The following is a 26,931-nucleotide window of genomic DNA, read 5'->3' as shown; positions in this document are numbered from 1 at the left end:
AATGACGGAACGAAAAAAATTAGTGCTTGTAGACGGAAACAGTCTGGCTTACCGGGCGTTTTTTGCATTGCCGCTGTTAAGCAATGATAAAGGTGTTCATACAAATGCTGTATACGGCTTTGCGATGATTTTGATGAAAATGCTTGAGGATGAAAAACCGACGCACATGCTGGTTGCGTTTGATGCCGGGAAAACAACATTTCGTCACGGCACATTTAAAGAATATAAAGGCGGCAGACAGAAAACCCCGCCTGAGCTTTCCGAACAAATGCCGTTTATCCGCGAGCTGCTGGATGCCTACCAGATCAGCCGCTATGAACTGGAACAATATGAAGCGGATGATATTATCGGCACACTGGCCAAATCGGCTGAAAAAGACGGATTTGAAGTTAAGGTTTTCTCAGGAGATAAGGATTTAACCCAGCTGGCAACGGACAAAACGACAGTTGCCATTACGAGAAAGGGAATTACCGATGTTGAATTTTACACACCGGAGCATGTCAAAGAGAAATATGGGCTTACGCCTGAACAAATCATTGACATGAAGGGTCTGATGGGCGATTCCTCAGATAATATTCCGGGTGTGCCCGGCGTCGGAGAAAAGACTGCGATTAAGCTTTTAAAACAATTTGATTCCGTTGAAAAGCTGCTGGAGTCCATTGACGAGGTGAGCGGAAAGAAATTGAAGGAAAAGCTTGAGGAGTTTAAGGATCAGGCATTGATGAGCAAGGAGCTTGCGACAATTATGACGGATGCTCCGATTGAGGTATCTGTTTCCGGCCTGGAATATCAAGGCTTTAATCGTGAACAGGTCATTGCCATCTTTAAAGATCTTGGCTTCAACACGCTTCTTGAACGGCTTGGAGAAGACAGTGCAGAAGCAGAACAGGATCAATCGTTGGAAGACATTAATGTCAAAACAGTAACAGACGTGACAAGCGATATATTGGTGTCTCCATCCGCATTTGTCGTTGAACAGATTGGCGATAATTATCATGAAGAGCCGATCCTCGGATTTTCGATCGTAAATGAAACGGGAGCTTATTTCATTCCAAAAGACATTGCCGTTGAGTCTGAGGTGTTTAAAGAATGGGTGGAAAATGACGAGCAGAAGAAATGGGTCTTCGACAGCAAGCGGGCTGTTGTCGCTTTGCGCTGGCAGGGCATTGAGCTGAAAGGAGCCGAGTTTGATACGCTCCTTGCGGCTTATATCATCAACCCGGGCAATTCATATGACGACGTTGCGAGTGTGGCTAAGGATTACGGCCTGCATATCGTTTCAAGTGATGAATCAGTTTATGGAAAAGGAGCAAAACGGGCAGTGCCGTCAGAAGACGTACTGTCTGAGCACCTTGGCCGAAAAGCGTTAGCGATTCAAAGCCTTCGGGAAAAGCTCGTTCGGGAGCTGGAAAACAACGACCAGCTTGAACTGTTTGAAGAGCTGGAAATGCCTCTTGCGCTTATTCTCGGCGAAATGGAATCAACTGGCGTCAAGGTCGATGTTGACCGTTTAAAACGGATGGGTGAAGAACTGGGTGCGAAGCTGAAGGAATATGAAGAAAAAATCCATGAGATTGCGGGAGAGCCGTTTAACATCAATTCTCCGAAACAGCTAGGTGTCATCTTATTTGAAAAGATCGGCCTTCCTGTCGTAAAGAAAACGAAAACAGGCTATTCTACGTCTGCCGATGTGCTTGAAAAGCTGGCTGACAAGCATGATATTGTCGACTATATTTTACAGTACAGACAAATTGGCAAGCTTCAATCAACATATATCGAAGGGCTTTTAAAGGTGACGAGACCGGATTCGCATAAAGTGCACACGCGATTTAACCAGGCCTTAACGCAAACTGGCCGTCTCAGCTCGACTGATCCGAACCTGCAAAACATTCCGATCAGGCTTGAGGAAGGGCGGAAAATTCGCCAAGCTTTTGTGCCGTCTGAAAAAGACTGGCTCATTTTTGCAGCCGATTATTCACAAATCGAGCTGCGGGTGCTTGCCCATATTTCAAAGGATGAAAATCTGATCGAAGCTTTTACAAATGATATGGATATTCACACGAAAACGGCAATGGATGTGTTCCATGTCGCTAAGGATGAAGTGACATCTGCGATGAGACGCCAGGCGAAAGCGGTCAACTTTGGCATTGTATACGGGATCAGCGATTACGGTCTGTCACAGAACCTCGGCATTACCCGGAAGGAAGCGGGAGCATTTATCGACCGCTATCTGGAAAGCTTCCAAGGCGTAAAAGCGTACATGGAAGATTCAGTACAGGAAGCGAAGCAAAAAGGATACGTAACAACGCTTATGCATCGCCGCCGCTACATCCCTGAGCTGACGAGCCGGAACTTTAATATCCGAAGTTTTGCAGAGCGGACGGCCATGAATACGCCGATTCAAGGAAGCGCCGCTGATATTATCAAAAAAGCCATGATTGACATGGCTGCCAAGCTGAAAGAAAAAAAGTTGAAAGCAAGGCTTCTGCTTCAAGTACACGATGAATTGATTTTTGAGGCGCCAAAGGAAGAAATTGAAATTCTTGAAAAGCTTGTTCCTGAAGTGATGGAGCATGCGCTTGCATTAGATGTGCCGTTAAAGGTGGACTTTGCATCAGGCCCATCTTGGTACGATGCGAAATAAACAGAGATAGGAAGTGATGGATGTGCCGGAATTACCAGAGGTTGAGACGGTCCGGCGCACTCTGACCGGGCTTGTAAAGGGAAAAACAATCAAATCGGTAGAGATCAGATGGCCGAATATCATCAAACGGCCTGCCGAACCGGAGGAATTTGCGCGAAAACTAGCAGGAGAAACGATACAGTCCATCGGAAGACGGGGAAAGTTTTTACTGTTTCATTTAGATCATTATGTTATGGTTTCTCACCTTCGAATGGAAGGAAAATACGGTCTTCATCAAGCCGAGGAGCCTGACGATAAACACGTGCATGTCATATTCACGATGACGGATGGAACCCAGCTCCGGTACAGGGATGTGCGGAAATTTGGAACCATGCACTTATTTAAACCGGGAGAAGAAGCGGGCGAGCTCCCGCTTTCTCAGTTAGGTCCGGAGCCGGATGCAGAAGAATTTACGAGTGCGTATTTAAAAGAACGGCTTGCGAAAACAAACCGCGCTGTCAAAACTGCCCTACTGGATCAAAAAACGGTAGTTGGACTAGGAAATATTTATGTGGATGAGGCTCTTTTCAGAGCGGGTGTTCATCCCGAGATAAAAGCAAATCAATTATCAGATAAAACAATCAAAACCCTTCACGCTGAAATCAAAAACACTCTGCAGGAGGCGATTGATGCGGGCGGAAGCACAGTCCGTTCATATATCAACTCCCAAGGGGAAATCGGAATGTTCCAGCTGCAGCATTTTGTGTACGGAAAAAAAGACGAGCCATGCAAAAATTGCGGAACGATGATTTCGAAAATTGTCGTTGGAGGAAGAGGCACGCATTTTTGCGCAAAGTGCCAGAAAAAAAAGTAGCATAATGCTTCATCGTCCAAGCTGTCGGTGCATATATCAGTAACTCTGTAATGGAGGATGCCATTTTCGAAACACGGATTTTTCACTTTCCCATATATATGATTGTGATGAATCCCGGGCATTTCACATCTGATACAAGAGCACCAACAGAAAGGAAGAAACGGATATGCAAATGGTTTCTATACTGCTGCTGGCGTTGGCTGTCAGCTTGGACAGTTTTTCAGTCGGATTTACGTACGGATTGAGAAAAATGAAAATACCGTTTAAAGCGATTTTGGTTATCGCCTGCTGTTCCGGTGCTGTCATGTTTATATCCATGCTGATCGGAAGCTTTCTCACGAAGTTTTTTCCTGTATATGTGACGGAGAAGCTTGGCGGTTTGATATTGGTTGGAATCGGTGCGTGGGTTCTGTATCAATTTTTCAAACCGGCAAAAGATAAAGAATACCTATTGCATGAAAAAACACTGCTTAATTTAGAGGTTCGGTCATTAGGAATTGTGATTCATATTTTGAGAAAACCCATGAGTGCGGATATCGACAAATCGGGTGTGATCAATGGAATTGAGGCGGTCTTATTGGGATTTGCCTTATCGATTGATGCCTTTGGAGCAGGTATAGGCGCAGCCATTCTCGGTTTTTCGCCGATTGTGATGAGCATCGCCGTGGCAATCATGAGCTCGCTGTTTGTATCAATTGGAATCAATGCCGGCCATTTTCTGTCTAAGTGGAAATGGATCGATAAAATGGCGTTTTTGCCGGGGCTTCTATTAATCACGATTGGGCTCTGGAAATTGTAAAAAGGAGTGGATCTCTTGACCTTAGTCATTGGTTTAACGGGAGGAATAGCTAGCGGCAAAAGCACGGTAGCCAATATGCTGATTGAAAAAGGAATAACAGTTATAGATGCAGATATCATTGCAAAACAAGCGGTAGAAAAAGGGATGCCGGCCTACCGGCAAATCATTGACGAATTCGGTGAAGACATACTGCTCTCAAATGGCGATATAGATAGAAAAAAGCTTGGAGCGCTGGTATTTACAAATGAACAAAAACGTCTCGCTTTAAATGCAATTGTTCATCCCGCAGTCAGGCAGGAAATGCTCAATCGCCGTGATGAAGCCGTTGCAAATCGGGAGGCATTTGTTGTATTGGATATCCCGCTATTGTTCGAAAGCAAATTGGAATCATTGGTTGATAAAATTATCGTGGTCAGTGTGACAAAAGAGCTTCAACTGGAACGTCTGATGAAGCGCAATCAGCTGACGGAAGAAGAAGCAGTCAGCCGTATCCGCTCTCAAATGCCCTTAGAGGAAAAAACAGCAAGAGCAGATCAAGTCATCGATAACAGCGGCACGCTTGAAGAGACCAAAAGGCAGCTTGATGAAATCATGAACAGCTGGGCATAATTCAAAAAACACCGTTCATATTGAACGGTGTTTTTTTTGCCATTAAAAATCAAAGTTGTCCGGATCAGGACCGACGCGCAAGTTTTCATTCAGTGCATCGATTCGGTTCATGTCATCCTGCGTTAATTCAAAGTCAAATACGCTTGCATTTTCTTTAATGCGGTGTTCCTTCGTTGATTTAGGAATCGTAATGATGCCATGCTGCAGATCCCAGCGCAAGATAATTTGTGCGACAGATTTGTTATATGTTTGAGCGATGTCAGCCAATACAGGATGATCCAGCAGCTGCCCCTGCATTAAAGGTGACCAAGCCTCCATCTGGATGCCCTGATTTTGGCAGTATCTTATCAACTCTTTTTGTGTGAGGCGCGGGTGAAATTCCACTTGGTTAATCATAGGCTTAATTTCAGCTGCTGTCATCAGATCTTCAAGATGGTGAATTTGGAAGTTGCTTACGCCAATCGCTTTGATACGGCCTTCTTTATACAGCGTTTCAAGCGCTCTCCAAGCTTCTTTATACTTTCCTTCTACAGGCCAGTGGATGAGGTATAGATCCAAATAATCCAGACCGAGTTTGGACAGACTTGTTTCAAACGCGGCGAGTGTTTCTTCGTAGCCTAAATCCGCATTCCATACTTTTGATGTGATAAACAGATCCTCTCTTGAAATGCCTGCTTCTTCAATGCCTTCCCGAATCCCTTCTCCGACTCCAGCTTCATTTCCATAGATTGCTGCAGTATCAATACTGCGGTACCCGTGAACAATGGCAGTTTTAACTGCGTTTACCAGTTCAGATCCTTCTTCCACTTGGAACACGCCGAGGCCGAACCAAGGCATTTCCACCCCATTATGAAGTGTTGCTTTTGCTTGTAAATGTGTTGTCATGTTCATTTCCTCCTTTAAAATTGTCAGGCTTCCTGCCGATCTCGTTTTTCCATTAAGCGGCTCCAGCCTGTTAAAATGACTGCACCGACCACCATTAATCCGCCTATCCAAGCGGTATGAATCAATCCGATTGAATCGGTGATCACACCGCCAAGGTATGACCCAAGCGCGATCCCTGCATTAAAAGCAGCGATATTCATCGCGGATGCGACGTCAACTGCACTCGGGACAAAACGCTCAGCCAGCATGACGACATACACCTGAAGGCCGGGCACGTTCATAAAGGCTAGCAATCCCATACAGAGAATGGTAATGAGCCCAGCTGTTTGATACGGGGCTGTAAATGTCAGTACGAATAGAACAATTGCTTGTACGATAAACATATAGAATAAAGCGGCAATCGGATTTCGGTTTGACAGCTTTCCGCCAATCATATTGCCGATAGCAATAGCTATTCCGTATCCGAGCAGAATCACTGCAACAGTCCCGGCTTTGAAGCCTGTTACTTCCTGAAGCAGGGGAGACAGATACGTGAACACAACGAATGTTCCTCCGTATCCAAGCGCTGTAATGACAAATAAAAGCAATAACCGGCTGTTTGTCACAAGCTTCAATTGATCCCGCATCGTTGTTTTCGTACCTTTTCGTAATTTGGACGGTACAAGAATGCCATTTGTAATGAAAGCAATGATTCCGACGGCGATAATGACCATAAAGGCGAAACGCCAGCCGAACTGCTGGCCGATAAATGTCCCAAAAGGAACTCCGGTTACAGTTGCCACCGTGAGGCCGGTAAACATAATTGAAATCGCGCTAGCCCTTTTATCTTCCGGGACAATATCCGCTGCGATTGTCGAACCGATCGACATAAACACACCGTGCGAAAATGCCGATATCACACGTGCTGCTAGTAAAATCCCGATGCTTGAAGCGGTTGCTGCCATCGTATTACTGGCAATAAAAATAAACATGATCCAAAGCAATAGTGTCTTACGCGACATGCTTGAGGTCAATGAAGTTAATATAGGTGCCCCAAATGTAACGCCGAGCGCATAAAGGGAAACGGTTAATCCTGCTGTCGTGACTGGAATATGCAGGTCATCAGCAATGAGCGGCAAAAGGCCGACACTGATAAATTCAGTTGTCCCTATTGCGAATGCACTTACGGCCAAAGCCAGTAGTGCAGGAATACTGCTTTTGGCTGAAGTCATGATGTTCCTCCTTTGTAAGATGTGTTGTATGATTGAAATTCTGCCGAGTAAGCTATATAAATAAAAAAGAGCAGATTCAAATCAGCCGGCAAATGTGATTATGAAACATATCGTTAAGAAATAAAAGTACGTACTTTGAAGTGCTATAGTCACTTTTTGGTGCCTGTGAGGAGAATGGATTGTATGGAGAAGAAAAAATATAACATTTCTGTTGAAGCGACTCTTGAAGTGATTGGAGGGAAATGGAAATGCGTCATTTTATGCCATTTGACGCACGGAAAAAAACGCACAAGCGAATTAAAACGCCTAATGCCCAATATCACGCAAAAAATGCTGACTCAGCAGCTGCGCGAGCTGGAAGCGGACGGTGTCATTAACCGAATCGTATATAATCAAGTTCCTCCCAAAGTGGAATATGAGCTCAGCGAATACGGCCGCAGCTTAGAAGGGATTTTAGATATGCTGTGTGCTTGGGGAGCGAATCATATTAACAGAGTGTACGGGGATACATTTTCTGTGCTAGAAGAAAGTGTGCTCAATGATAAGTTAAAACAGGAATCATAAAGCATGAGGGCAGTCAGTGCGGAGCGCTGGCTGCTTTTTGGTTCTTACGCCTGATATTCTGTGCAAGAAAACATAAGATGCATCATAAATTAGCGTTATAATCGTTGATTTTTATCAATATGTACTGGCGAATTTGCTTTAATGTGTTATACTAATTTTAGATAGTAACAAATTAGGATGGCATAATTGATAAGGGGTGTCCAACATGAAGGTAAAAGTAGCGATCAACGGGTTTGGAAGAATCGGAAGAATGGTTTTTAGAAAAGCGATGTTAGACGATCAAATTCAAGTAGTGGCCATTAACGCCAGCTATTCCGCAGAAACGCTGGCTCATTTAATAAAGTATGACACAATTCACGGCAGATACGACAAAGAGGTTGTGGCTTGTGAAGACAGCCTGATCGTAAATGGAAAGAAAGTGCTTTTGTTAAACAGCCGTGATCCAAAACAGCTGCCTTGGCGGGAATATGATATTGACATAGTCGTCGAAGCAACAGGGAAGTTTAATGCTAAAGATAAAGCGATGGGCCATATAGAAGCAGGTGCAAAAAAAGTGATTTTGACCGCTCCGGGAAAAAATGAAGACGTTACCATTGTGATGGGCGTAAATGAGGACCAATTTGACGCTGAGCGCCACGTCATTATTTCAAATGCGTCATGCACGACAAACTGCCTTGCGCCTGTTGTAAAAGTGCTGGATGAAGAGTTTGGCATTGAGAGCGGTCTGATGACTACAGTTCATGCGTATACGAATGACCAAAAAAATATTGATAACCCGCACAAAGATTTGCGCCGGGCGCGGGCTTGCGGTGAATCCATCATTCCGACGACAACAGGAGCGGCAAAGGCGCTTTCACTTGTGCTGCCGCATTTGAAAGGAAAACTTCACGGCCTCGCCTTGCGTGTTCCTGTTCCGAACGTCTCATTGGTTGATCTCGTTGTTGATCTGAAAACGGATGTTACGGCTGAAGAAGTAAACGAGGCATTTAAATGCGCTGCCAAAACGTCGATGTACGGTGTACTTGATTACTCAGATGAACCGCTCGTTTCGACTGATTATAATACGAATCCTCATTCAGCGGTCATTGACGGGCTTACAACAATGGTAATGGAAGACAGGAAAGTAAAGGTGCTGGCGTGGTATGACAACGAATGGGGCTACTCCTGCAGAGTTGTTGATCTGATCCGCCATGTAGCGGCACGAATGAAACATCCTTCTGCTGTATAAAATAAGGTCATGGACACATTTTAAAGAAAAAACCCTTAACAGCATATTTCTGAAAAAACGCACCTTGCAAATTAGACTTAAACACAGTATACTATTTTTCGTGAACTTCTTGCTTGAGACTGTTTCGGAATTACTTAAAGGGTTAGGACCTCTCCGGACTAACTTTCCCCCGTGGTAAATGGCCGACCCAGTTGTTGGAATTTCACTTTTTAATTCTTGTTAAGGGGGGTCCATGACTATGGAAACAATGGGGCGTCACGTTATCTCCGAGCTATGGGGATGCGATTTTGATAAGCTGAATGACATGGATTTTATTGAAAAAACGTTTGTAAATGCTGCTCTAAAATCAGGTGCTGAGGTGCGCGAGGTTGCATTTCACAAATTTGCACCGCAAGGCGTAAGCGGAGTTGTGATTATTTCTGAATCACACTTAACGATTCACAGTTTTCCTGAGCACGGATATGCGAGCATTGATGTTTATACTTGTGGAGACTTAGATCCTAATGTCGCTGCTGATTACATTGCAGAGGCATTACATGCTGATACAAGAGAAAACATTGAAATACCAAGAGGAATGGGGCCTGTGCAAATTAAACAGGCGCAAGCGAAAGTACTATAAAGTAAATTGCGAACACAAAGGGAGCTGAAGCTAGAAAGCCATTATGAGCTTTTTAGCTTATGCTCCTTTTATTTTTATAAAGAAACGAGAGTGTCAGCTTTTTCTTTTTTCATTTTTTTTGTAAAATAAGAAGGAGATTTTCACAAACCACCTAATGCTATAGAAACAAATTTAACAACGGCTCTCCCGACAGATGCTGTCACATCTATTTTTAAAAGGCGGAGGCTGCCGAAAATACATTGCAGGGAACGATATAGTTGGGAGCTGATTTTATTGAAATGTCCTTCATGCCAGCATAACGGAACACGAGTCCTTGATTCACGGCCTGTGGATGACGGAAAGTCGATTCGCCGAAGACGCGAGTGCGAATCCTGCCACTACCGGTTTACGACCTTTGAGAAAGTGGAGGAAACCCCGCTCATCGTTGTGAAAAAAGAAGGTGTGCGTGAGGAATTCAGCAGAGAAAAAATGCTGCGCGGCCTCATAAAAGCATGTGAAAAAAGGCCTGTTTCACTCAAAACGCTTGAAGACATGTGCTTTGATATTGAAAAAGAGCTTCGCAATCAAGGCTGCTCCGAGGTGAAGAGTGAGCTCGTCGGAGAAATGGTCATGGACCGGCTGGCTAAGATTGACGAAGTCGCATATGTGCGGTTCGCGTCCGTCTATCGGCAGTTTAAAGATATAAACGTCTTTATCGACGAATTAAAAGACTTAATAAAGAAAGAGCGTTAAAAGAGCTAAGAGGATTCTTCTAGCTCTTTTCTCATGTGCAAAATTGGCATTTGATAGATATAAGAAACGGTGTAAAATGAAAGGTAGAAACAAATTCGGAAGGTTTGAGAATGTATGGCTGACTATTGGAAAGATGTACTGCCTGTAGACCCGTATGTGGTTAAAAGCAGATCGATGCTGCAGGATATTGACAGACAAATTATTACACAACTGTACCAGCCCTTAATCGGCCCTGTTGCATTCTCTCTTTATATGACATTGTGGGGAGAGCTTGAACAAAACCGTCTGTGGGGCGGAGAGTCCACACATAGACAGCTGATGGGGATGACACAGTCCAACTTAAAAACGATCCATCAGGAACAGGGGAAGCTCGAGGGCATCGGATTGCTGAAAGTATATATGAAAGAATCCGAGCGGCAGGAGCGCCTCTTTATATATGAACTCCTTCCGCCGCTCAGACCGAATGAATTTTTTGAAGACGGAATGCTGAATGTTTTTCTGTATAATAGAGTCGGAAAAACGAAATATCAGCAATTAAAACAATTTTTTACGCACCCGGCCATTTCAGAAGATGCGAAGGACATTACGCGTCCGTTTAATCATGCGTTTGAATCGCTGCAGCCGAGTGAATGGAAGCTCACATCCGATATGGAGGAAACGGTAAGGCTTGCCGAGGGGTCCGAGTATACTTCTGTCGGACAGTCTCCGTCCTACACCATAACGGAGGATGTGTTTGATTTTGATTTGTTTTTAGCGGGACTTTCTGAGACGATGATACCGAGAAAAGCGATGACCCAGCAGGTGCGGGACACAATCAAAAAGCTTTCTTACCTGTACGGAATTGACCCTTTGCAAATGCAAAACGTTGTGATGAGCGCAATTGATGAGCGTGACGTCATTACGACGGAGGCATTAAGAAAAGCGGCGAGCGACTGGTATCAAATTGAAAGAAACGGACAGCTGCCCGATTTGGTGGAAAAAACACAGCCGGTGCATCTGCGTGAAGGCGAAAAACCGGCAGAAGAGGATTCTCTGGATGGGAAGCTGATTGCATTGCTGGAGGCGATTTCCCCGAAGAAGCTTCTGCAGGACATTGCTGACGGAACAGAGCCGTCAAAAGCTGATCTGAAGATCATAGAAGAAATTATGTTCGAACAGAAGCTCGAGCCAGGCGTCACAAATGTGTTAATTTATTATGTCATGCTGAAAACCGACATGAAGCTGTCGAAAAACTATATCCAAAAAATCGCTTCGCATTGGGCACGCAAAAAGGTAAAAACGGTCAGGGAAGCGATGAAGCTCGCAATAGAAGAAAACCGCCAGTACCTTGAATGGGCTGAAGGAAAAACAAAGTCTTCGAAACGAAACCAAAAAGTGATTCGTGAAGAAAAGCTTCCTGATTGGATGACAGAAAAGGAAACAGCGCCCGAATCAGAATCCGGACAGCAGAAGCTGCATCCGCAGGATTTGGAAGAACAGAAGAAAAAGATGATGGAAGAAATGCAAAAACTGAAAAAATACTCTGCCTATTAAAGACAGAGATGCGGGGTGAAGGAATAGATGGAACCAATCGGCCGTTCCCTGCAGGGCGTAACCGGCAGGCCGGATTTCCAAAAACGTCTTGAACAAATGAAGGAAAAAGTCATGAAAGATCAAGATGTTCAAGCATTTTTGAAGGAAAACGAAGAAGTGATTGACCAAAAAATGATCGAAAAGAGCTTAAATAAGCTTTATGAATATATCGAACAAAGCAAGAATTGCTCCTATTGTTCGGAAGATGAAAACTGCAACAATTTGTTGGAGGGATACCATCCAAAGCTTGTTGTCAATGGACGGTCTATTGATATCGAGTATTATGAATGTCCAGTCAAACGGAAGCTTGACCAGCAGAAGAAACAAAAGTCTCTTATGAAAAGCATGTATATCCAGCAGGATCTTCTTGGAGCGACGTTCCAGCAAGTTGATATCAGTGACCCGAGCAGGCTCGCGATGTTTCAGCATGTTACAGACTTCCTGAAAAGCTATAATGAGACGGGAAAAGGGAAAGGATTATATTTATACGGGAAATTTGGGGTAGGAAAAACGTTTATGCTCGCTGCAATTGCCAATGAGCTGGCGGAAAAAGAGTATTCCTCCATGATTGTCTATGTGCCTGAATTTGTGAGAGAGCTTAAGAATTCGCTGCAAGACCAGACATTGGAAGAGAAGCTCAATATGGTAAAGACCACACCCGTATTGATGCTTGATGACATCGGAGCAGAATCAATGACAAGCTGGGTAAGGGATGAAGTCATCGGAACGGTGCTTCAGCACAGAATGTCCCAGCAGCTGCCAACGTTCTTTTCTTCTAATTTCTCACCTGACGAGCTGAAGCATCATTTTACGTATTCGCAGAGGGGAGAAAAAGAAGAAGTAAAAGCGGCAAGATTAATGGAGCGGATATTATATTTGGCTGCTCCGATCCGCCTTGACGGAGAAAACCGCCGACATCCATAATTGCTGTGGTTCAAAGGGGAAGGAACTGAGGGTATGAAACGAAAAACGGCTGTCAAATGGCTGGCAGTGCTTGCAGGTGCTGGTTTACTCTATTGGGGAAATAAAACGTATTTGAATGTATCGCCGAAAGAAATCAGGGTATGGGTATTGTCGTTCGGAGTCTTTGCACCTCTGATGTTTATCGGGATATCCATCGTCAGGCCACTTGTTTTATTTCCGGTGTCTGTTATTTCAATAGCTGGCGGACTTGCGTTTGGCCCGCTTCTCGGCACGCTTTATACGTTATTCGGTTCGATGTGTGCTTCAGCTGTTTCGTTTTTTGCGGCCGGTTTGTTTTCGGCGAAAAAGAACGGGCATTACGAAAGGCTTGAAGCCATACAGAAGCAAATGGAGGATAACGGATTTTTCTATATCTTTCTTTTGAGAATCCTGCCGATCAATTTTGATTTCGTCAGCTATGCGGCAGGCCTTTCCAATGTCAAAGCGCTGCCGTATTTTGCCGCAACGGCTGTGGGAATCATCCCTGGGACGATTGCGCTTAATGTGCTGGGTGCGAGCTTTTTGGCTGGCAATCTGCCCGCTTTCTTTATGGTGCTCGCTTTGTATATCGTGTTTATCTCATTGCCGTTCATCTTCAGAAAGAAAATGCAAAACTTGTTCCAAGAATCAAATTAAGATTTGCCAATGACCTTTACGTCTATTTTAAAAACATCCCCCATATACTTGTAACAGATGCCGTAAGGGGGGACAAACATGCTTGAAATAATCTTTGAAGATGACCATGATGCAGCCGCTTTTTTACATCTCATTCAGCATTCGGACGATCGGAACAATATCATTGTCCGTGAAGGCATACGAAAAATCGGGATTGAAAAAGCGAATCCGGCTTTTCCTATTCAGCGTTTTATGGAGCCGATTCTGGTCAAATTTTTTTTGGAATGCAAAGAAGACGAGCATATGCTGTCATTGATTGAGGAAACGTATTGTTTCACGGACCAGGATGAACAGCAGCAAATCCTTCAGCTCGCACACAGTATTATTGAAGGTGAAGCAGCCGATCTTCCGTTTGAGCCGCTGAAGCTTTCACGGAAACAATCTATTTTGGATGAACTCCAAACGATCTGTTTAGAGGAAGGAGTATTTTACATTCGCTCCTTTCAGACCTTCCGACTTGGATCATACTATAAGCAGCTGAGAGATATTACAGAAGCAGCGATTGATGAATATAAGATGGAACAGGAATATCAAAACTTTATTCAAACACTCAGAGACTATGTGGACGCCAAACAGCCGCGAATCAAAAAAGTGCATATTGTCCATGATGGTTCCTTTACATTATGGGAGCTGCGCTATGTGCCGGAACGGGAAAAAATGAAATACATAGACAGAAGATTTGTCCGGGATCATCCTATGTATATTGATTCTCATTTGCTCGCGCCGCTGATTTCCATTGCGCCTGATGAAGTCGTGCTTTATACCGACCAGCCCGAGCACATGATGGCAAGGACCATTCAAAACGTATTTCAAGAGAGAGTGGAAATGCTCCCGCTGCATGCTTTTACAGATGCAGAAATACCGGTGAAGCACTCGGAAGGATGAGGGCCGGCAGCCTGTCTATATAAGGCTGTCGGTTTAAAAAAAGGAAACGCGATCGTGTTGATTTTTTGGATTGAACAATTTATAATACATAGGAGATTAAGAAAGACACACGTATTGATAAGGACACGAAGGAATGATACCGGCTCAAAGAGAGGGAAGCCCTGGCTGCAAGCTTCCCAGCTAAGGACCATTCGCTTTACCGCCTTTGAACTTCAGCTGTGAACCTCTTGAAAAGGAACAGTAATGGCTGACGGGAACTCCCGTTACAGAGCTTAGAGCCGCAGGTGCCGTATTGGCTTTGCGGAAAAAAGGGTGGAACCACGATTCCGTTTATTCAACCTCGTCCCTTTCATAGGGGGCGGGGTTTTTATATGCAAAAAAAGGAGTGACAAAGATGTCAGATATGGTAAAAATCACATTTCCTGATGGAGCAGTCAAGGAGTTTGCGAAAGGAACAACAACAGTAGATATCGCGGCATCCATCAGTCCGGGATTAAAGAAAAAATCATTAGCCGGAAAACTGAACGGAAAAGAAATCGATTTGAGAACGCCGATCAATGAAGACGGTACAGTGGAAATCATTACAGAAGGCTCAGAAGAAGGTCTTCAAATTATGCGCCACAGTACGGCTCACTTGCTGGCTCAAGCGATTAAACGCATCTACAAGGATGTTAAATTCGGCGTCGGTCCGGTTATCGAAAACGGGTTTTACTACGATGTAGAAATGGACGAAGCGATTACACCGGAGGATCTGCCGAAAATCGAGAAAGAAATGAAAAAAATCGTTAATGCGAACCTTCCGATCGTTCGAAAAGAAGTCAGCCGTGAAGAAGCGAAAGCCCGTTTTGCGGAAATCGGCGACGATCTGAAGCTTGAACTATTGGATGCGATTCCTGAAGGAGAAACCGTTTCGATCTATGAGCAAGGCGAATTCTTTGACCTGTGCCGCGGCGTCCATGTTCCTTCAACCGGAAAAATCAAAGAATTTAAGCTGTTAAGCCTTGCAGGCGCATACTGGCGCGGCGACAGCAAAAACCAAATGCTTCAGCGCGTATATGGTACAGCTTTCTTCAAAAAAGCTGATCTTGAAGAGCATCTTCGTATGCTAGAAGAAGCGAAAGAACGCGACCACAGAAAGCTCGGCAAAGAATTAAAGCTGTTTGCAAACTCTCAAAAAGTCGGACAAGGCCTGCCGCTTTGGCTGCCAAAAGGCGCGACAATCCGCCGCGTCATCGAGCGTTACATTGTCGATAAAGAAATCAGCCTCGGCTATGAGCACGTATACACACCTGTGCTTGGCAGCAAAGAGCTGTATGAAACATCAGGGCATTGGGACCATTATCAGGAAGGCATGTTCCCTCCGATGGAAATGGACAATGAAACACTTGTATTGCGTCCGATGAACTGTCCGCACCATATGATGATTTACAAACAAGACATTCACAGTTACCGCGAGCTTCCGATTCGTATTGCGGAGCTTGGAACGATGCACCGCTATGAAATGTCAGGTGCGCTGTCAGGGCTTCAACGCGTACGTGGGATGACGTTAAATGATGCACACATCTTTGTGCGCCCGGATCAAATTAAGGATGAGTTTATCCGCACAGTCCGTTTAATCCAGGATGTATATGAAGACTTCGGTTTAAGTGATTACACATTCCGTCTGTCTTACCGCGATCCGGAAGATACAGAGAAATATTTTGATGACGATGAAATGTGGAACAAAGCGCAATCCATGCTGAAAGAGGCAATGGACGAAATCGGCCACGACTATTACGAAGCAGAAGGTGAAGCGGCATTCTACGGCCCTAAACTTGATGTTCAGGTGAAAACTGCGATCGGAAAAGAAGAAACACTGTCTACGGTACAGCTTGATTTCTTATTGCCGGAACGTTTCGACCTGACATACATCGGTGAGGACGGCAAGCAGCACCGTCCGGTTGTCATTCACAGAGGTGTCGTTTCAACAATGGAACGCTTTGTTGCCTTCTTAATCGAAGAACACAAAGGCGCCCTGCCGACATGGCTTGCACCGGTTCAGTTCCAAGTCATCCCGGTTTCTCCGGCTGTGCATTTAGACTACGCGAAAAAAGTGCAGGAACGCCTGCAGCGTGAAGGCCTGCGTGTTGAAGTCGACAGCCGCGATGAAAAAATCGGCTACAAAATCCGTGAAGCGCAAATGCAAAAAATCCCGTACATGCTGGTGGTCGGTGACCAAGAAGCAGAAAACGGAGCGGTAAACGTGCGTAAATACGGAGAACAGAACTCTGAAACGATTTCTCTTGATGAGTTTGTGAAAAAGGCAGTAGCTGAAGCGAAAAAATAAAATAAAAAAGCATGATCTCATTGAAGAGATCATGCTTTTTTATTTCTCTAATATAGGAAACAAATCATGAAGGCTGCTGATGATGTAATCAGGCGTTACGTCAGTTTCGTTTTTCTTATCCGTCCGGTTGATCCAAACGGTTTTGATTCCGGCTCTTGAAGCGCCTAAAATATCAGTATTCAAATTATCGCCGACCATGATGGCATCGTCTTTTTCAATATTCATCAGCTTAAGGCAGTGTTCAAAAATTGAAACATCCGGCTTGCCCTTGCCGAATGCGCCCGAGATGACGATTTCATTGAAGTAAGGAGCGAGCTCAGGTACGCCGGCAAGCTTCTCCTTTTGCAGACTCGGATCGCCATTTGTCAAAAGCAATAATTCATACTTGCCTTTTAATTGATCGAGTACAGCAAATGTTTCATCATATACAAACGGGCGCTTTCTGCGCTCTGCCGCAAAAAACTCTCCCAAGTATTCGCCATATGCAGGATCATCGATCCCAAGCGCTTTCAGTCCGTTTGTCCATGCATTTCTTCTGTACTCCGGCACAATCTTGTTCAGCTTTTGAAAGCCTTCACTGATTGGCTCTGAGAAATTGGACCACAGTCCTTCAAACGGGTTAATGCCGATCATCACTGTATATGGATACGTCTCATATGACATGTACAATTCTCTCGCTGCTTCGCGAACAGCTGCTTCGAATTCCTCAGGGTCAAGGCCATATTTTTTCTCCGCCTGTAAGCAAGTTTCTGCAAATGTTGTTCTGACGCTTTTTTCGTCCCAAAGTAGTGTATCATCTAAATCAAAAAATACGGCTTTCATGATCTTCTCCTCTGCTTCAGATTCAAATCTTTCTGCCAAAAGGCTCATATTTTATTTTACAATAGATAAAAGCCTTGTGAAATATGTTTTCAGACGATTTTAAAAAAACAGTCAGCCGTAAAACGAAAACATGCTAGAATGAAAACGGAAAGAACAGGTGACATGAATGATTCATTTAATGATTATGATGCTGGAGAGAGTGGGGATTATTGTTATATTAGGGTTCATTCTCGCCCATACGAAACTTTTCAGACAAGCTCTTCAGAATCAGGACGGCTATAAAGGAAAAGCGATTTTAATTTCTATTTTTTCTCTTTTCAGCATCATCAGCAATTATACAGGCATCGAAATTCAAAGAAATATGATTGTAAACAATGACTGGGTGTTTACGATAGATCCATCGGGCTCTATCGCGAATACCCGTATTTTGGGCGTGGAAATCGGGGGCCTTCTCGGAGGTCCGTTTGTAGGGGCAGGGATCGGCATACTGGCGGGCCTGCATCGTTTTTCACTCGGCGGCAGCACGGCTTTAAGCTGTGCCGTATCATCTATTTTAGCGGGTGTTCTTGCAGGCTTGATCGGCAGGTATTTTACGAAGCGATATCGAATGCCGACACCGCGCATCGCCGCTCTTGTGGGAATCGGCATGGAGTCACTGCAAATGATCATTATTTTGCTGATGGCAAAGCCGTTCAGTGACGCTTGGGAGCTTGTCAGCATGATCGGAATTCCGATGATACTCATCAATGGAACAGGCAGTTTTATTTTTCTGTCTATTATTCAAGCGATCATTCGCAAGGAAGAACAGGCAAGGGCTCTCGAAACGCATCGAGTGCTGACGATTGCTGATCAGACACTTCCATTTTTTCGCCAAGGATTAAATGAAAACTCCTGTAAAAGTGTAGCGGCTATTATCCATAAGCTGACAGGAACAGATGCGGTGTCTCTCACTGACAAAGAAAAGATCCTTGCTCATGTCGGTGCGGGAATGGATCACCACATCCCATCGAAAAGCTTGATCACCGGCCTGTCCAAAAAGGTGATTAAAACAGGGCATATTATGAAGGCGATTTCGCAGGAAGAGATTGAATGCACGCATGCTGAATGCCCTTTGCACGCTGCAATTGTTCTGCCGCTGACATCGAACGGCAATACAATCGGCACCTTAAAAATGTACTTTAAAAGCCCGGCAGGCCTGAGTCAGGTAGAGGAGGAACTTGCCGAGGGGCTGGCCATGCTGTTTTCGACACAGCTTGAGCTTGGGGAAGCAGAGCTGCAAAGCAAACTTCTCAAGGATGCTGAAATTAAAGCGCTTCAAGCACAGGTGAATCCGCATTTTTTATTTAATGCGATCAACACGATTTCTGCGCTATGCCGTACAGATGTTGAAAAAACCCGTAAGCTCCTATTGCAGCTCAGTGTTTATTTTCGTTCAAACCTTCAAGGAGCGAGACAGCTGCTGATTCCGCTCTCAAAGGAGCTGAACCATCTTAACGCCTATTTGTCATTAGAACAGGCGCGTTTTCCCGGGAAATATAAAATTGAGCTTAATATCGACAGCAGACTGGAGCAGATTGAAATCCCTCCGTTTGTTTTGCAGGTGCTTGTCGAGAACGCGCTTCGGCACGCGTTTCCGAAAAAACAAGACATATGCAAGGTTACAGTCTGTGTCTTATCTGATGATGCATCCGTCTATATGAAGGTGGCGGATAACGGACGCGGAATTCCGCCGGACGTCTTGCCGGAACTGGGAAAGAAACCGTTTCCGTCTAAGGAGGGAACCGGTACAGCGCTTTATAACCTAAATCAGCGGCTGATCGGTTTATTCGGACAGCAGGCTGCACTGCATATCAGCAGTGAGGTTCATAAAGGGACAGAGGTTTCCTTTCAAGTGCCAATGCAACAGATGAAAGAGGGAGAAGAACATGCTCAGGGTGTTAATAGTTGATGATGAGATGCTGGCAAGGGATGAACTGGCTTACTTGCTTAAGCGGACCAATGAGGAAATGGAAATCAATGAAGCGGAAAATATCGAATCCGCTTTTGACCAAATGATGGATCAAAAACCTGATTTGCTGTTTTTAGACGTTGATTTATCCGGAGAAAACGGTTTTGATATCGCAAAGCGATTGAAGAAAATGAAGCATCCTCCTGCTGTTGTGTTTGCGACAGCGTATGACCAGTATGCGCTCAAAGCGTTTGAGGTGGACGCTCTTGATTATTTAACCAAGCCTTTCGATGAAGAAAGAATTCAGCAAACGCTGAAAAAATATAAAAAAGTCAATCGGGATATTGTAGAAACAGAGCAAAACAGCCATGCCGGCCAGCACAAGCTCGCGCTATCTGTGGGGGAATCGATTGTGATTGTGGATACGAAGGACATTATCTATGCCGGAACAGAAGATGGTCATGTCAATGTAAAAACCTTCGATCATTCTTATACGGTCAGCGATACACTCGTTGTGATTGAGAAAAAGCTGCCGGATTCTGATTTTATCCGCGTCCATCGGAGCTTTGTCGTGAATACCGAATATATTAAAGAAATTCAGCCATGGTTTAATTCAACGTATAATCTGATCATGAAAGACGGATCGAAAATACCGGTCAGCCGGACATATGCGAAGGAATTGAAAAAGCTGCTCCATATTTGATGGGCGGCTTTTTGCATTTCAGCCATTTGATTCTGCAACTCAGACCCGCTATACGGCATGTTATCTTGTAAGCGCTTTATAACAGGGGATTCTTATTTATAATGAGGGTACCAAAGAGAAAGAGGTGAAGAAAATGAGTGCTAAAAAAGTGTACGGGTTTTTAACACAAGCATTTATTTTTGCCGTCATTATGCTGGTTTCAAATATGATTGCCGCTATTGTCCCAATACCTATCCCGGCATCGGTTGTAGGGTTGGTCTTATTATTTCTCCTATTATGTTTGAAAGTCATTAAACTGGAACAAGTGGAAACGCTCGGAACGTCTTTAACCTCTCTGATCGGATTTTTATTTGTTCCGTCAGGTATATCTGTTATGAATTCGCTTGGTGTGATGCAGCAATACGGCCTGCAAATTGTTCTTGTCATTCTGCTCGCAACGATTATTTTGCTGGGGGCTACGGGATTGTTTTCTCAGCTGATTCTGTCGCTGAGCGGAAAACGCAAAACCGCAGCGGACATGAAAACAAAAACAGTGCAAAGCCCGCAGAACAATAACGAACTCGTTCACCATTAAGGGAAACAGGAGGTTCTTCACATGGAAAGCACAATGAGTCCTTATTTTGGGATTGTCGTATCACTTGCTGCATTCGGCATCGGCACCTTTTTATTTAAGAAAACGAAAGGCTTCTTCCTTTTCACTCCTTTGTTTGTTGCCATGGTGCTGGGGATCGCATTTTTAAAAATCGGCGGTTTTTCCTACGCGGATTATAATAACGGGGGAGAGATCATTAAGTTTTTCCTTGAACCGGCAACGATCGCATTTGCAATTCCTTTGTACAAACAAAGAGATAAGCTTAAAAAATACTGGTGGCAAATCATGGCCTCCATTATTGCCGGCTCTATCTGCTCTGTCACGATTGTTTATCTGCTCGCTAAAGGCATTCATCTCGATTCGGCCGTAATGAAAAGCATGCTTCCGCAGGCGGCTACAACGGCAATTGCGCTTCCTTTATCAAAAGGCATCGGGGGCATCAGCGACATCACAGCCTTTGCGGTCATCTTTAACGCTGTCATCGTATATGCGCTCGGAGCATTGTTCTTGAAGGTGTTTAAAGTGAAAAATCCGATTTCTAAAGGATTGGCTCTTGGAACATCCGGACATGCACTTGGTGTAGCGGTCGGGATTGAGATGGGAGAAGTTGAAGCTGCGATGGCAAGTATTGCTGTTGTCGTAGTAGGAGTGGTAACGGTTCTGGTCATCCCTGTGTTCGTGCAGCTGATCGGAGGATAAGCCAAGGCTGAATGCCTTGGCTTTTTTTATTTTATGGTGCGTCTTCGGGATCGATATACCCTTGTTTAATGCCCCATTCTACTTGATCGTCATGCCACTTTTTTCGTTCTTCATAACCATAACCATCGTCATCAGGAAGCTCTGAAGCTGGCTGTTGAATGGTTTTATCTGTCTGACTCGAGGGAGATGGTGGATTTTTACTATTAGATGAGGGTGCCTCGGTCTGCTGCCGTTGTGTCTGTGATTGCCGCTTTTTCTCAGCGTTCGCTTTCTGCTCTTTTTGGATTGCTGCCTGCCGCTGTCTTTCAAGTTCAGCTTGTCTTTTTGCTTCCGCTAATCGCTGATTCTCCGCCGCCTGCTGCTCTGCTAATCGCTGTCTCTCCGCTTTTTCCTCCTGCTGTTTCTTTCGTTTCGCCTCCCGTTCTTTTTCAAGCTTTTTCTCTGCGGCGATTTGTCTTTGCTTTTCAGCTTCTTCTTTTGCCTTCCGCTTTCCTAACTCAGTAGCAAGTGGACTCTCGAACTTCATGTCCAATGAAACGGGTTTTAGTTTTTTTAGCTCTTTCTCCAGCCCCTTTTGAGGAAATGCTGCAGTTGTCTTAACAGTTTCGACTTTTGATTCGGAAGATGTGCTGCTATTTGAGCATCCGGTTAATATCAATGTGAAAAATAAAGCAAGCTGTATCAGTTTGTTCATGTGTCAGGCTCCCTTCTGCTTCTTATATCGGTCAGAGATTAACTTTGTTTTACATTTCTTCCTGTCAGTGGTTTTGTTGTAAATTGCGAAATAAGGGGGGAATTGTTGGTTCTTTACATCTTGGTGAGGCTGAAAGATTTTCTTTTTCTCTCTTGCGCTCATAGAAAACCCATGTTACAATGTAAAAGTTGTTCCGGATAAGTCGTCCTTGACTAAAGATCCGGTATTGTGTAGAATAGTTATTGAATTGAATATAAATCACAAGCAGAAGCACCCGCTTCTCACCTGATTGACACATGCATGTAGTTGGCAGGTTGACCGTACATTTTTATTGATACAGATGTTCGTAGTGTGGGTGTTTTATAATGCCCACACTTTTTGTTTGCCTGCAAAATGCATTCAAAATGAGTTGTGAATCAATTCGAAGAAACTATGGAGGTGGCTCATTATTAGCAAAGATCAATTGGTTAATGAGGGTATCCGTGCACGTGAGGTCCGTTTAATCGGACAAAATGGCGACCAGCTTGGAATCAAGTCCCGTCAGGAAGCACTTGAAATCGCCGGCCGCGCAAATCTTGACCTTGTGTTAGTTGCAGCGAATGCAAAACCGCCTGTCTGCCGAATCATGGACTACGGTAAGTTCCGATTTGAGCAGCAGAAAAAGGAAAAAGAAGCACGCAAGAATCAAAAAATCATTAACTTAAAAGAAGTTCGGTTAAGTCCGACAATCGATGAGCATGACTTTAACACGAAATTGCGCAATGCGATTAAATTCCTTGAAAAAGGCGATAAAGTGAAAGCTTCTATCCGCTTTAAAGGACGCGCAATCACTCATAAAGAAATCGGTCAGCGTGTGTTAGACCGTTTCTCCGAAGCATGTGCTGAGGTTGCGACAGTCGAAACAAAACCAAAAATGGACGGCCGCAGCATGTTCTTAATGCTCGCACCGAAAAACGAAAAGCAATAAGGAGGAAATCCCATGCCAAAAATGAAAACTCACCGCGGATCTGCTAAACGTTTTAAAAAGACAGGTTCTGGGAAGTTAAAACGTTCTCACGCGTACACAAGTCACTTATTCGCCAACAAATCTCAAAAGCAAAAGCGTAAGCTTCGCAAGAGTGCTGTTGTAAGCGCAGGAGACTTCAAACGTATCAAACAAATGCTTGCTAACATCAAGTAATCGGATAAGGAACAATTAGGAGGGAAATTCAATGCCAAGAGTAAAAGGCGGAACTGTTACACGTAAGCGTCGTAAAAAGGTTCTTAAATTAGCAAAAGGTTATTTCGGTTCAAAACATACATTATACAAAGTAGCTAACCAGCAGGTCATGAAATCTGGAAACTATGCTTTCCGTGACCGTCGTCAGAAAAAACGTGATTTCCGTAAACTTTGGATCACTCGTATCAACGCAGCTGCTCGCATGAACGGCCTTTCTTACAGCCGTTTAATGCACGGTCTTAAGCTTTCTGGTATCGAAGTAAACCGTAAAATGCTTGCTGATCTTGCTGTAAACGATCTTACTGCATTCAATCAGCTTGCTGATGCTGCTAAAGCTCAATTAAACAAGTAATCATATAGAGCCGCTCTCCAGCAGAGCGGCTTTTTCTATATAAAGGATGAGGCAACATGATTATTGCAGCTTATTTGGTGTTGATTAATCTGTGCGGTTTTTGGGTGATGGGCATTGACAAACGCAAAGCGCAGCAGCACAAGTGGAGAATTTCTGAAGACCGGCTGTGGCTGATAGCCATCGTATTTGGAGCGCTCGGTGTCTGGCTTGGCATGCAAACCTTCAGACATAAAACGAAACACGCTTCTTTTAAGTATGGAGTACCGCTTCTTCTGGTAATTGAAGCGATTCTCATCGCTATTTACTACAGCCCGTTTGATTTATAAAAAGCAGAAAAGCGTTTAACGCTCTTCTGCTTTTTTTGCGAGTTTAATGGGCTGGTCCCAGTCAATCTTACAATTTGGATATCGTTCCAGCACTTTTTCTTCAATGTTCTCAAAATCTTTTGCAGAGAAATGTTTCAGCTTCTCAGGAGATTCTGTCCAGACAAAGATCGTGTGAATAAATAGCGGATGATCCTTGGAAGGAATATGCTTTTCTCCCTCAAAAAGCACGCCTTTATACGTCAGCTGAAAATTCTTCCGGGTATTGTTTTGTTCATCAATAATATAAAAATGTTCTTTTGATTGGGCCAGCTTAAGCCTTCTCTTAGGATTCGCGACATATTTGACCACGGCATAAATACAATAAGCAAAAAGTGCAAGCAAAATAATCCTTAGAACCATGACAAACATTGTGTGAAGGCACCTCCCTTATGGTGATGATCTGATGTAATACGAAAAGCATAGAAAAAGGTTTCACTTTTTCTAAAAGAAAGCTGTAAAAACATATACCCGATTTTCAAGTGAAATAGTCGTATGGTTAGCGCCATGTTTTGTATAATAAGAATGCAGGACTGATGAAGGAGGGTTTGGAACATGGCAAAATTAGATGAAACATTGACCATGCTGAAAGATTTAACAGATGCAAAAGGCATACCGGGCAATGAAAGAGAAGTAAGGCAAGTGATGAAATCATACATAGAACCATTTGCTGATGAGGTGACAACAGATCGCCTGGGCAGTTTAATTGCCAAAAAAACTGGTGCAGAAAACGGCCCGAAAATTATGATCGCCGGACATTTGGATGAAGTCGGCTTTATGGTGACACAAATCACAGATAAAGGCTTTATCCGTTTTCAAACCGTTGGCGGCTGGTGGGCTCAGGTTATGCTTGCCCAGCGCGTCACCGTTGTCACAAAAAAAGGAGAAATCACTGGGGTTATCGGCTCTAAGCCGCCGCATATTTTATCTCCTGAAGCAAGAAAAAAATCAGTGGAAATAAAAGACATGTTTATTGATATTGGAGCTTCAAGCCGGGAAGAAGCCTTGGAGTGGGGTGTACTCCCGGGAGATATGATCGTTCCGCATTTTGAATTTACGGTCATGAACAATGAAAAATTCCTACTCGCAAAGGCGTGGGACAACCGCATTGGCTGTGCGATTGCAATTGATGTGTTAAGAAACTTACAAAACACAGACCATCCAAATATAGTGTATGGCGTCGGAACCGTGCAGGAGGAAGTCGGGCTGAGGGGAGCGAAAACGGCTGCACACACCATTCAGCCTGATATTGCGTTTGGTGTTGATGTAGGGATAGCAGGAGACACGCCTGGCATTTCCGAGAAGGAAGCGCAGAGCAAAATGGGCAAAGGTCCGCAGATTATCGTTTACGATGCATCCATGGTCTCTCACAAAGGTTTGCGCGATGCAGTTGTAGCCACTGCGGAGGAAGCCGGCATTCCGTACCAATTTGATGCCATTGCCGGCGGCGGAACTGATTCGGGTGCCATCCATTTGACGGCAAATGGCGTTCCTGCGCTGTCCATTACCATTGCAACCCGCTACATTCATACGCACGCGGCCATGCTGCATCGTGATGATTATGAAAACGCGGTAAAGTTAATTACAGAAGTCATTAAGAAGTTAGACCGAAAAACGGTTGACGAAATTACGTACCAATAAAGATACGGAAGAATCCGCCTATTGAGGCGGATTCTATTTTTTTGTCTGTACAAATTACAGCATAGTGACTACAATAAAGGGGATACCGAAAATTTCCTGAACATAACGATATACGATACGCAGCTCGATTTGACAGGAAGGGAGGATAAACAATCTAATTTGTAAGCGCTTTCTAATATAAAGGAGGTTAAACAAAATTGAAAAAGAAAAAAACATGGAAACGCTTCTTACACTTTTCGAGTGCAGCTCTGGCTGCAGGTTTGATATTCACTTCTGCTGCTCCCGCAGAGGCAGCGTTTTGGGGTGCATCCAATGAGCTGCTTCATGACCCGACTATGATTAAAGAGGGGAACTCATGGTATGCGCTTGGAACAGGGCTTACTGAAGAACGGGGACTGCGGGTTTTGAAGTCTTCAGACGCTAAAAATTGGACCGTACAAAAATCCATTTTCACTACACCGCTATCGTGGTGGTCCAATTATGTGCCGAATTATGGTCAAAACCAGTGGGCGCCGGACATCCAATACTATAACGGCAAGTACTGGCTATATTATTCCGTTTCTTCTTTTGGAAGCAATACATCTGCCATTGGCCTGGCATCTTCAACAAGCATCAGTTCGGGGAGCTGGAAGGACGAGGGCTTGGTGATCCGTTCGACAAGCTCAAATAATTATAACGCCATTGACCCGGAGCTGACATTCGACAAGGATGGCAATCCGTGGCTTGCATTCGGCTCGTTTTGGAGCGGCATTAAGCTGACTAAGCTCGATAAGAGTACGATGAAGCCTACAGGCTCGCTCTATTCGATTGCAGCTAGACCGAATAATGGGGGTGCCTTAGAAGCTCCTACTCTTACGTATCAAAATGGCTATTACTATTTAATGGTTTCATTTGATAAATGCTGTGACGGGGTAAACAGTACGTACAAAATTGCTTACGGAAGATCCAAAAACATTACAGGCCCTTATCTTGATAAAAGCGGAAAAAGCATGCTTGAAGGCGGAGGCACCATTTTGGATTCGGGCAATGACCAATGGAAAGGACCTGGAGGCCAGGATATTGTGAACGGAAACATTCTTGTTCGCCATGCCTATGATGCCAATGACAACGGCATTCCAAAGCTTCTCATCAATGATTTGAATTGGAGCTCGGGCTGGCCGTCCTATTGAATCAAAAAGCCGGGCTCTGCCCCCGGCTTTTTTTAAAAGAAAAGATTGACAGTATAATAGTCAATTACTATAATAAAATTGTTCGTACAAATATTTATTTATAGGTTTATTTTCTATCATTAGTACGTATCTTTTGTATTTGAAAGCGTTTTATTTTATGAGAAA

27 protein-coding genes, 1 pseudogene and 1 other annotated feature are annotated in these 26,931 nt (G+C 44.1%); of the genes and pseudogenes, 23 read left to right on the top strand and 5 right to left on the bottom strand.

Going from position 1 to position 26,931, the window contains the following annotated elements; translation table 11 throughout:
• Position 1: 1 nt before the first annotated feature.
• The 4 genes and pseudogenes from polA (at position 2) to coaE (ending at position 4,905) form a co-directional block, all read left to right on the top strand.
• Complete coding sequence (gene polA / locus NSQ83_RS15065) at positions 2 to 2,644, top strand: DNA polymerase I (protein WP_038429446.1); 2,643 nt, start codon at positions 2 to 4, stop codon at positions 2,642 to 2,644.
• Between the two features lie 22 nt (positions 2,645 to 2,666).
• Entirely contained in the window at positions 2,667 to 3,497 is an 831-nt protein-coding gene (mutM, locus tag NSQ83_RS15060) for a DNA-formamidopyrimidine glycosylase (protein WP_019712903.1), read from the top strand.
• A 148-nt stretch (positions 3,498 to 3,645) separates the two neighbouring features.
• Positions 3,646 to 4,296: pseudogene (gene ytaF, locus NSQ83_RS15055) on the top strand (sporulation membrane protein YtaF); the annotation flags it as partial.
• A gap of 15 nt (positions 4,297 to 4,311) precedes the next feature.
• On the top strand, positions 4,312 to 4,905 hold the full coding sequence (coaE, locus tag NSQ83_RS15050) for a dephospho-CoA kinase (RefSeq protein WP_004398928.1): 594 nt from the start codon (positions 4,312 to 4,314) through the stop codon (positions 4,903 to 4,905).
• 42 nt (positions 4,906 to 4,947) lie between these two features.
• Here the strand turns inward: coaE and ytbE are convergent, their stop codons facing one another.
• Together ytbE and NSQ83_RS15040 are read right to left on the bottom strand one after the other, a co-directional pair.
• Positions 4,948 to 5,790: an aldo/keto reductase YtbE gene (ytbE, locus tag NSQ83_RS15045; RefSeq protein ID WP_003229455.1), complete on the bottom strand. Its 843-nt coding sequence runs from the start codon at positions 5,788 to 5,790 to the stop codon at positions 4,948 to 4,950.
• Positions 5,791 to 5,813: 23 nt separating this feature from the next.
• A complete protein-coding gene (locus NSQ83_RS15040; RefSeq protein ID WP_198878571.1) occupies positions 5,814 to 7,001 on the bottom strand; it encodes an MFS transporter in 1,188 nt (395 codons plus the stop codon).
• Between the two features lie 183 nt (positions 7,002 to 7,184).
• Between NSQ83_RS15040 and NSQ83_RS15035 the strand changes: the two genes are divergently transcribed.
• The 9 genes from NSQ83_RS15035 to thrS all read left to right on the top strand — a co-directional run bounded on the left by NSQ83_RS15035 (position 7,185) and on the right by thrS (position 16,565).
• The gene (locus NSQ83_RS15035) at positions 7,185 to 7,565 is read left to right on the top strand and encodes a winged helix-turn-helix transcriptional regulator (protein WP_003229458.1); all 381 of its coding nucleotides are present in this window, start codon (positions 7,185 to 7,187) and stop codon (positions 7,563 to 7,565) included.
• Positions 7,566 to 7,770: 205 nt separating this feature from the next.
• The gene (locus tag NSQ83_RS15030; RefSeq protein WP_198878572.1) at positions 7,771 to 8,793 is read left to right on the top strand and encodes a glyceraldehyde-3-phosphate dehydrogenase; all 1,023 of its coding nucleotides are present in this window, start codon (positions 7,771 to 7,773) and stop codon (positions 8,791 to 8,793) included.
• Between the two features lie 238 nt (positions 8,794 to 9,031).
• A complete protein-coding gene (speD, locus tag NSQ83_RS15025; protein WP_003223584.1) occupies positions 9,032 to 9,412 on the top strand; it encodes an adenosylmethionine decarboxylase in 381 nt (126 codons plus the stop codon).
• 273 nt (positions 9,413 to 9,685) lie between these two features.
• Positions 9,686 to 10,144, top strand: coding sequence for a transcriptional regulator NrdR (gene nrdR / locus NSQ83_RS15020; protein ID WP_003223586.1), 459 nt, complete (start codon positions 9,686 to 9,688; stop codon positions 10,142 to 10,144).
• Between the two features lie 114 nt (positions 10,145 to 10,258).
• Positions 10,259 to 11,677, top strand: coding sequence for a replication initiation membrane attachment protein DnaB (gene dnaB, locus NSQ83_RS15015; RefSeq protein WP_198878573.1), 1,419 nt, complete (start codon positions 10,259 to 10,261; stop codon positions 11,675 to 11,677).
• Positions 11,678 to 11,704: 27 nt separating this feature from the next.
• Positions 11,705 to 12,640 carry a primosomal protein DnaI gene (gene dnaI, locus NSQ83_RS15010; RefSeq protein WP_014480531.1) on the top strand — a complete coding sequence of 312 codons (936 nt, stop codon included), beginning with the start codon at positions 11,705 to 11,707 and terminating at the stop codon, positions 12,638 to 12,640.
• A gap of 33 nt (positions 12,641 to 12,673) precedes the next feature.
• On the top strand, positions 12,674 to 13,315 hold the full coding sequence (locus NSQ83_RS15005) for a TVP38/TMEM64 family protein (RefSeq protein ID WP_003229468.1): 642 nt from the start codon (positions 12,674 to 12,676) through the stop codon (positions 13,313 to 13,315).
• A 78-nt stretch (positions 13,316 to 13,393) separates the two neighbouring features.
• Positions 13,394 to 14,239: a putative sporulation protein YtxC gene (ytxC, locus tag NSQ83_RS15000; protein WP_198878574.1), complete on the top strand. Its 846-nt coding sequence runs from the start codon at positions 13,394 to 13,396 to the stop codon at positions 14,237 to 14,239.
• 394 nt (positions 14,240 to 14,633) lie between these two features.
• Positions 14,634 to 16,565: a threonine--tRNA ligase gene (gene thrS, locus NSQ83_RS14995; protein WP_198878575.1), complete on the top strand. Its 1,932-nt coding sequence runs from the start codon at positions 14,634 to 14,636 to the stop codon at positions 16,563 to 16,565.
• Between the two features lie 39 nt (positions 16,566 to 16,604).
• Here the strand turns inward: thrS and NSQ83_RS14990 are convergent, their stop codons facing one another.
• Positions 16,605 to 17,387, bottom strand: coding sequence for an HAD family hydrolase (locus tag NSQ83_RS14990; RefSeq protein ID WP_032726370.1), 783 nt, complete (start codon positions 17,385 to 17,387; stop codon positions 16,605 to 16,607).
• A 166-nt stretch (positions 17,388 to 17,553) separates the two neighbouring features.
• On the opposite strand from NSQ83_RS14990, the gene lytS reads away from it, so the two are divergent.
• The 4 genes from lytS (at position 17,554) to lrgB (ending at position 21,329) form a co-directional block, all read left to right on the top strand.
• Positions 17,554 to 19,335 carry a two-component system sensor histidine kinase LytS gene (lytS, locus tag NSQ83_RS14985; protein ID WP_003229477.1) on the top strand — a complete coding sequence of 594 codons (1,782 nt, stop codon included), beginning with the start codon at positions 17,554 to 17,556 and terminating at the stop codon, positions 19,333 to 19,335.
• The gene (gene lytT, locus NSQ83_RS14980) at positions 19,313 to 20,038 is read left to right on the top strand and encodes a two-component system response regulator LytT (protein ID WP_015251493.1); all 726 of its coding nucleotides are present in this window, start codon (positions 19,313 to 19,315) and stop codon (positions 20,036 to 20,038) included. Before lytS ends, lytT begins: the two co-directional genes overlap by 23 nt.
• Positions 20,039 to 20,171: 133 nt before the next feature.
• The gene (gene lrgA, locus NSQ83_RS14975) at positions 20,172 to 20,612 is read left to right on the top strand and encodes an antiholin-like murein hydrolase modulator LrgA (RefSeq protein WP_014477620.1); all 441 of its coding nucleotides are present in this window, start codon (positions 20,172 to 20,174) and stop codon (positions 20,610 to 20,612) included.
• A gap of 21 nt (positions 20,613 to 20,633) precedes the next feature.
• Positions 20,634 to 21,329, top strand: a complete 696-nt coding sequence (gene lrgB, locus NSQ83_RS14970; RefSeq protein WP_003229482.1) for an antiholin-like protein LrgB — start codon at positions 20,634 to 20,636, stop codon at positions 21,327 to 21,329.
• A 31-nt stretch (positions 21,330 to 21,360) separates the two neighbouring features.
• Here the strand turns inward: lrgB and NSQ83_RS14965 are convergent, their stop codons facing one another.
• Positions 21,361 to 22,023 (bottom strand): hypothetical protein, encoded by a 663-nt coding sequence (locus tag NSQ83_RS14965; protein WP_198878576.1) that lies wholly within the window; start codon positions 22,021 to 22,023, stop codon positions 21,361 to 21,363.
• A 256-nt stretch (positions 22,024 to 22,279) separates the two neighbouring features.
• Positions 22,280 to 22,410, top strand: a sequence feature (ribosomal protein L20 leader region).
• Between the two features lie 58 nt (positions 22,411 to 22,468).
• Between NSQ83_RS14965 and infC the strand changes: the two genes are divergently transcribed.
• Genes infC through NSQ83_RS14945 form a run of 4 tightly spaced genes read left to right on the top strand, consistent with a single transcriptional unit; the run spans position 22,469 to position 23,920 of the window.
• Positions 22,469 to 22,990 carry a translation initiation factor IF-3 gene (infC, locus tag NSQ83_RS14960; RefSeq protein WP_010886591.1) on the top strand — a complete coding sequence of 174 codons (522 nt, stop codon included), beginning with the start codon at positions 22,469 to 22,471 and terminating at the stop codon, positions 22,988 to 22,990.
• Between the two features lie 12 nt (positions 22,991 to 23,002).
• Entirely contained in the window at positions 23,003 to 23,203 is a 201-nt protein-coding gene (gene rpmI, locus NSQ83_RS14955; RefSeq protein WP_003222418.1) for a 50S ribosomal protein L35, read from the top strand.
• A gap of 31 nt (positions 23,204 to 23,234) precedes the next feature.
• Positions 23,235 to 23,594, top strand: coding sequence for a 50S ribosomal protein L20 (gene rplT / locus NSQ83_RS14950; protein WP_003222420.1), 360 nt, complete (start codon positions 23,235 to 23,237; stop codon positions 23,592 to 23,594).
• Between the two features lie 56 nt (positions 23,595 to 23,650).
• Positions 23,651 to 23,920, top strand: coding sequence for a DUF1294 domain-containing protein (locus NSQ83_RS14945; RefSeq protein ID WP_003229490.1), 270 nt, complete (start codon positions 23,651 to 23,653; stop codon positions 23,918 to 23,920).
• Between the two features lie 15 nt (positions 23,921 to 23,935).
• On the opposite strand, the gene ysdB is transcribed toward NSQ83_RS14945, so the two are convergent.
• Positions 23,936 to 24,328, bottom strand: coding sequence for a sigma W pathway protein YsdB (gene ysdB, locus NSQ83_RS14940; RefSeq protein ID WP_003229493.1), 393 nt, complete (start codon positions 24,326 to 24,328; stop codon positions 23,936 to 23,938).
• A gap of 183 nt (positions 24,329 to 24,511) precedes the next feature.
• Between ysdB and NSQ83_RS14935 the strand changes: the two genes are divergently transcribed.
• Together NSQ83_RS14935 and abnA are read left to right on the top strand one after the other, a co-directional pair.
• Complete coding sequence (locus tag NSQ83_RS14935) at positions 24,512 to 25,597, top strand: M42 family metallopeptidase (RefSeq protein ID WP_048654952.1); 1,086 nt, start codon at positions 24,512 to 24,514, stop codon at positions 25,595 to 25,597.
• Positions 25,598 to 25,794: 197 nt separating this feature from the next.
• The gene (gene abnA / locus NSQ83_RS14930; RefSeq protein WP_198878577.1) at positions 25,795 to 26,766 is read left to right on the top strand and encodes an arabinan endo-1,5-alpha-L-arabinosidase AbnA; all 972 of its coding nucleotides are present in this window, start codon (positions 25,795 to 25,797) and stop codon (positions 26,764 to 26,766) included.
• The last annotated feature ends 165 nt before the right edge of the window (positions 26,767 to 26,931 follow it).

The sequence above is a fragment of the Bacillus sp. PS217 genome (assembly GCF_037963535.1).
Lineage (GTDB): Bacteria > Bacillota > Bacilli > Bacillales > Bacillaceae > Bacillus > Bacillus subtilis.
This window is presented reverse-complemented; position numbering and strand designations above follow the sequence as displayed.

Excerpts from the sequence above, each read along its gene's own strand:
- polA (WP_038429446.1), top strand. The coding sequence starts at position 2 with ATGACGGAACGAAAAAAATTAGTGCTTGTAGACGGAAACAGTCTGGCT.
- lrgA (WP_014477620.1), top strand. The coding sequence starts at position 20,172 with ATGAGTGCTAAAAAAGTGTACGGGTTTTTAACACAAGCATTTATTTTT.
- lrgB (WP_003229482.1), top strand. The coding sequence starts at position 20,634 with ATGGAAAGCACAATGAGTCCTTATTTTGGGATTGTCGTATCACTTGCT.
- NSQ83_RS14935 (WP_048654952.1), top strand. The coding sequence starts at position 24,512 with ATGGCAAAATTAGATGAAACATTGACCATGCTGAAAGATTTAACAGAT.
- ysdB (WP_003229493.1), bottom strand. The coding sequence starts at position 24,328 with ATGTTTGTCATGGTTCTAAGGATTATTTTGCTTGCACTTTTTGCTTAT.
- NSQ83_RS15040 (WP_198878571.1), bottom strand. The coding sequence starts at position 7,001 with ATGACTTCAGCCAAAAGCAGTATTCCTGCACTACTGGCTTTGGCCGTA.
- lytT (WP_015251493.1), top strand. The coding sequence starts at position 19,313 with ATGCTCAGGGTGTTAATAGTTGATGATGAGATGCTGGCAAGGGATGAA.
- rplT (WP_003222420.1), top strand. The coding sequence starts at position 23,235 with ATGCCAAGAGTAAAAGGCGGAACTGTTACACGTAAGCGTCGTAAAAAG.
- rpmI (WP_003222418.1), top strand. The coding sequence starts at position 23,003 with ATGCCAAAAATGAAAACTCACCGCGGATCTGCTAAACGTTTTAAAAAG.
- speD (WP_003223584.1), top strand. The coding sequence starts at position 9,032 with ATGGAAACAATGGGGCGTCACGTTATCTCCGAGCTATGGGGATGCGAT.
- thrS (WP_198878575.1), top strand. The coding sequence starts at position 14,634 with ATGTCAGATATGGTAAAAATCACATTTCCTGATGGAGCAGTCAAGGAG.
- NSQ83_RS14990 (WP_032726370.1), bottom strand. The coding sequence starts at position 17,387 with ATGAAAGCCGTATTTTTTGATTTAGATGATACACTACTTTGGGACGAA.
- NSQ83_RS14945 (WP_003229490.1), top strand. The coding sequence starts at position 23,651 with ATGATTATTGCAGCTTATTTGGTGTTGATTAATCTGTGCGGTTTTTGG.
- ytbE (WP_003229455.1), bottom strand. The coding sequence starts at position 5,790 with ATGACAACACATTTACAAGCAAAAGCAACACTTCATAATGGGGTGGAA.
- NSQ83_RS14965 (WP_198878576.1), bottom strand. The coding sequence starts at position 22,023 with ATGAACAAACTGATACAGCTTGCTTTATTTTTCACATTGATATTAACC.
- dnaB (WP_198878573.1), top strand. The coding sequence starts at position 10,259 with ATGGCTGACTATTGGAAAGATGTACTGCCTGTAGACCCGTATGTGGTT.
- dnaI (WP_014480531.1), top strand. The coding sequence starts at position 11,705 with ATGGAACCAATCGGCCGTTCCCTGCAGGGCGTAACCGGCAGGCCGGAT.
- ytxC (WP_198878574.1), top strand. The coding sequence starts at position 13,394 with ATGCTTGAAATAATCTTTGAAGATGACCATGATGCAGCCGCTTTTTTA.
- lytS (WP_003229477.1), top strand. The coding sequence starts at position 17,554 with ATGATTCATTTAATGATTATGATGCTGGAGAGAGTGGGGATTATTGTT.
- NSQ83_RS15030 (WP_198878572.1), top strand. The coding sequence starts at position 7,771 with ATGAAGGTAAAAGTAGCGATCAACGGGTTTGGAAGAATCGGAAGAATG.
- NSQ83_RS15005 (WP_003229468.1), top strand. The coding sequence starts at position 12,674 with ATGAAACGAAAAACGGCTGTCAAATGGCTGGCAGTGCTTGCAGGTGCT.
- NSQ83_RS15035 (WP_003229458.1), top strand. The coding sequence starts at position 7,185 with ATGGAGAAGAAAAAATATAACATTTCTGTTGAAGCGACTCTTGAAGTG.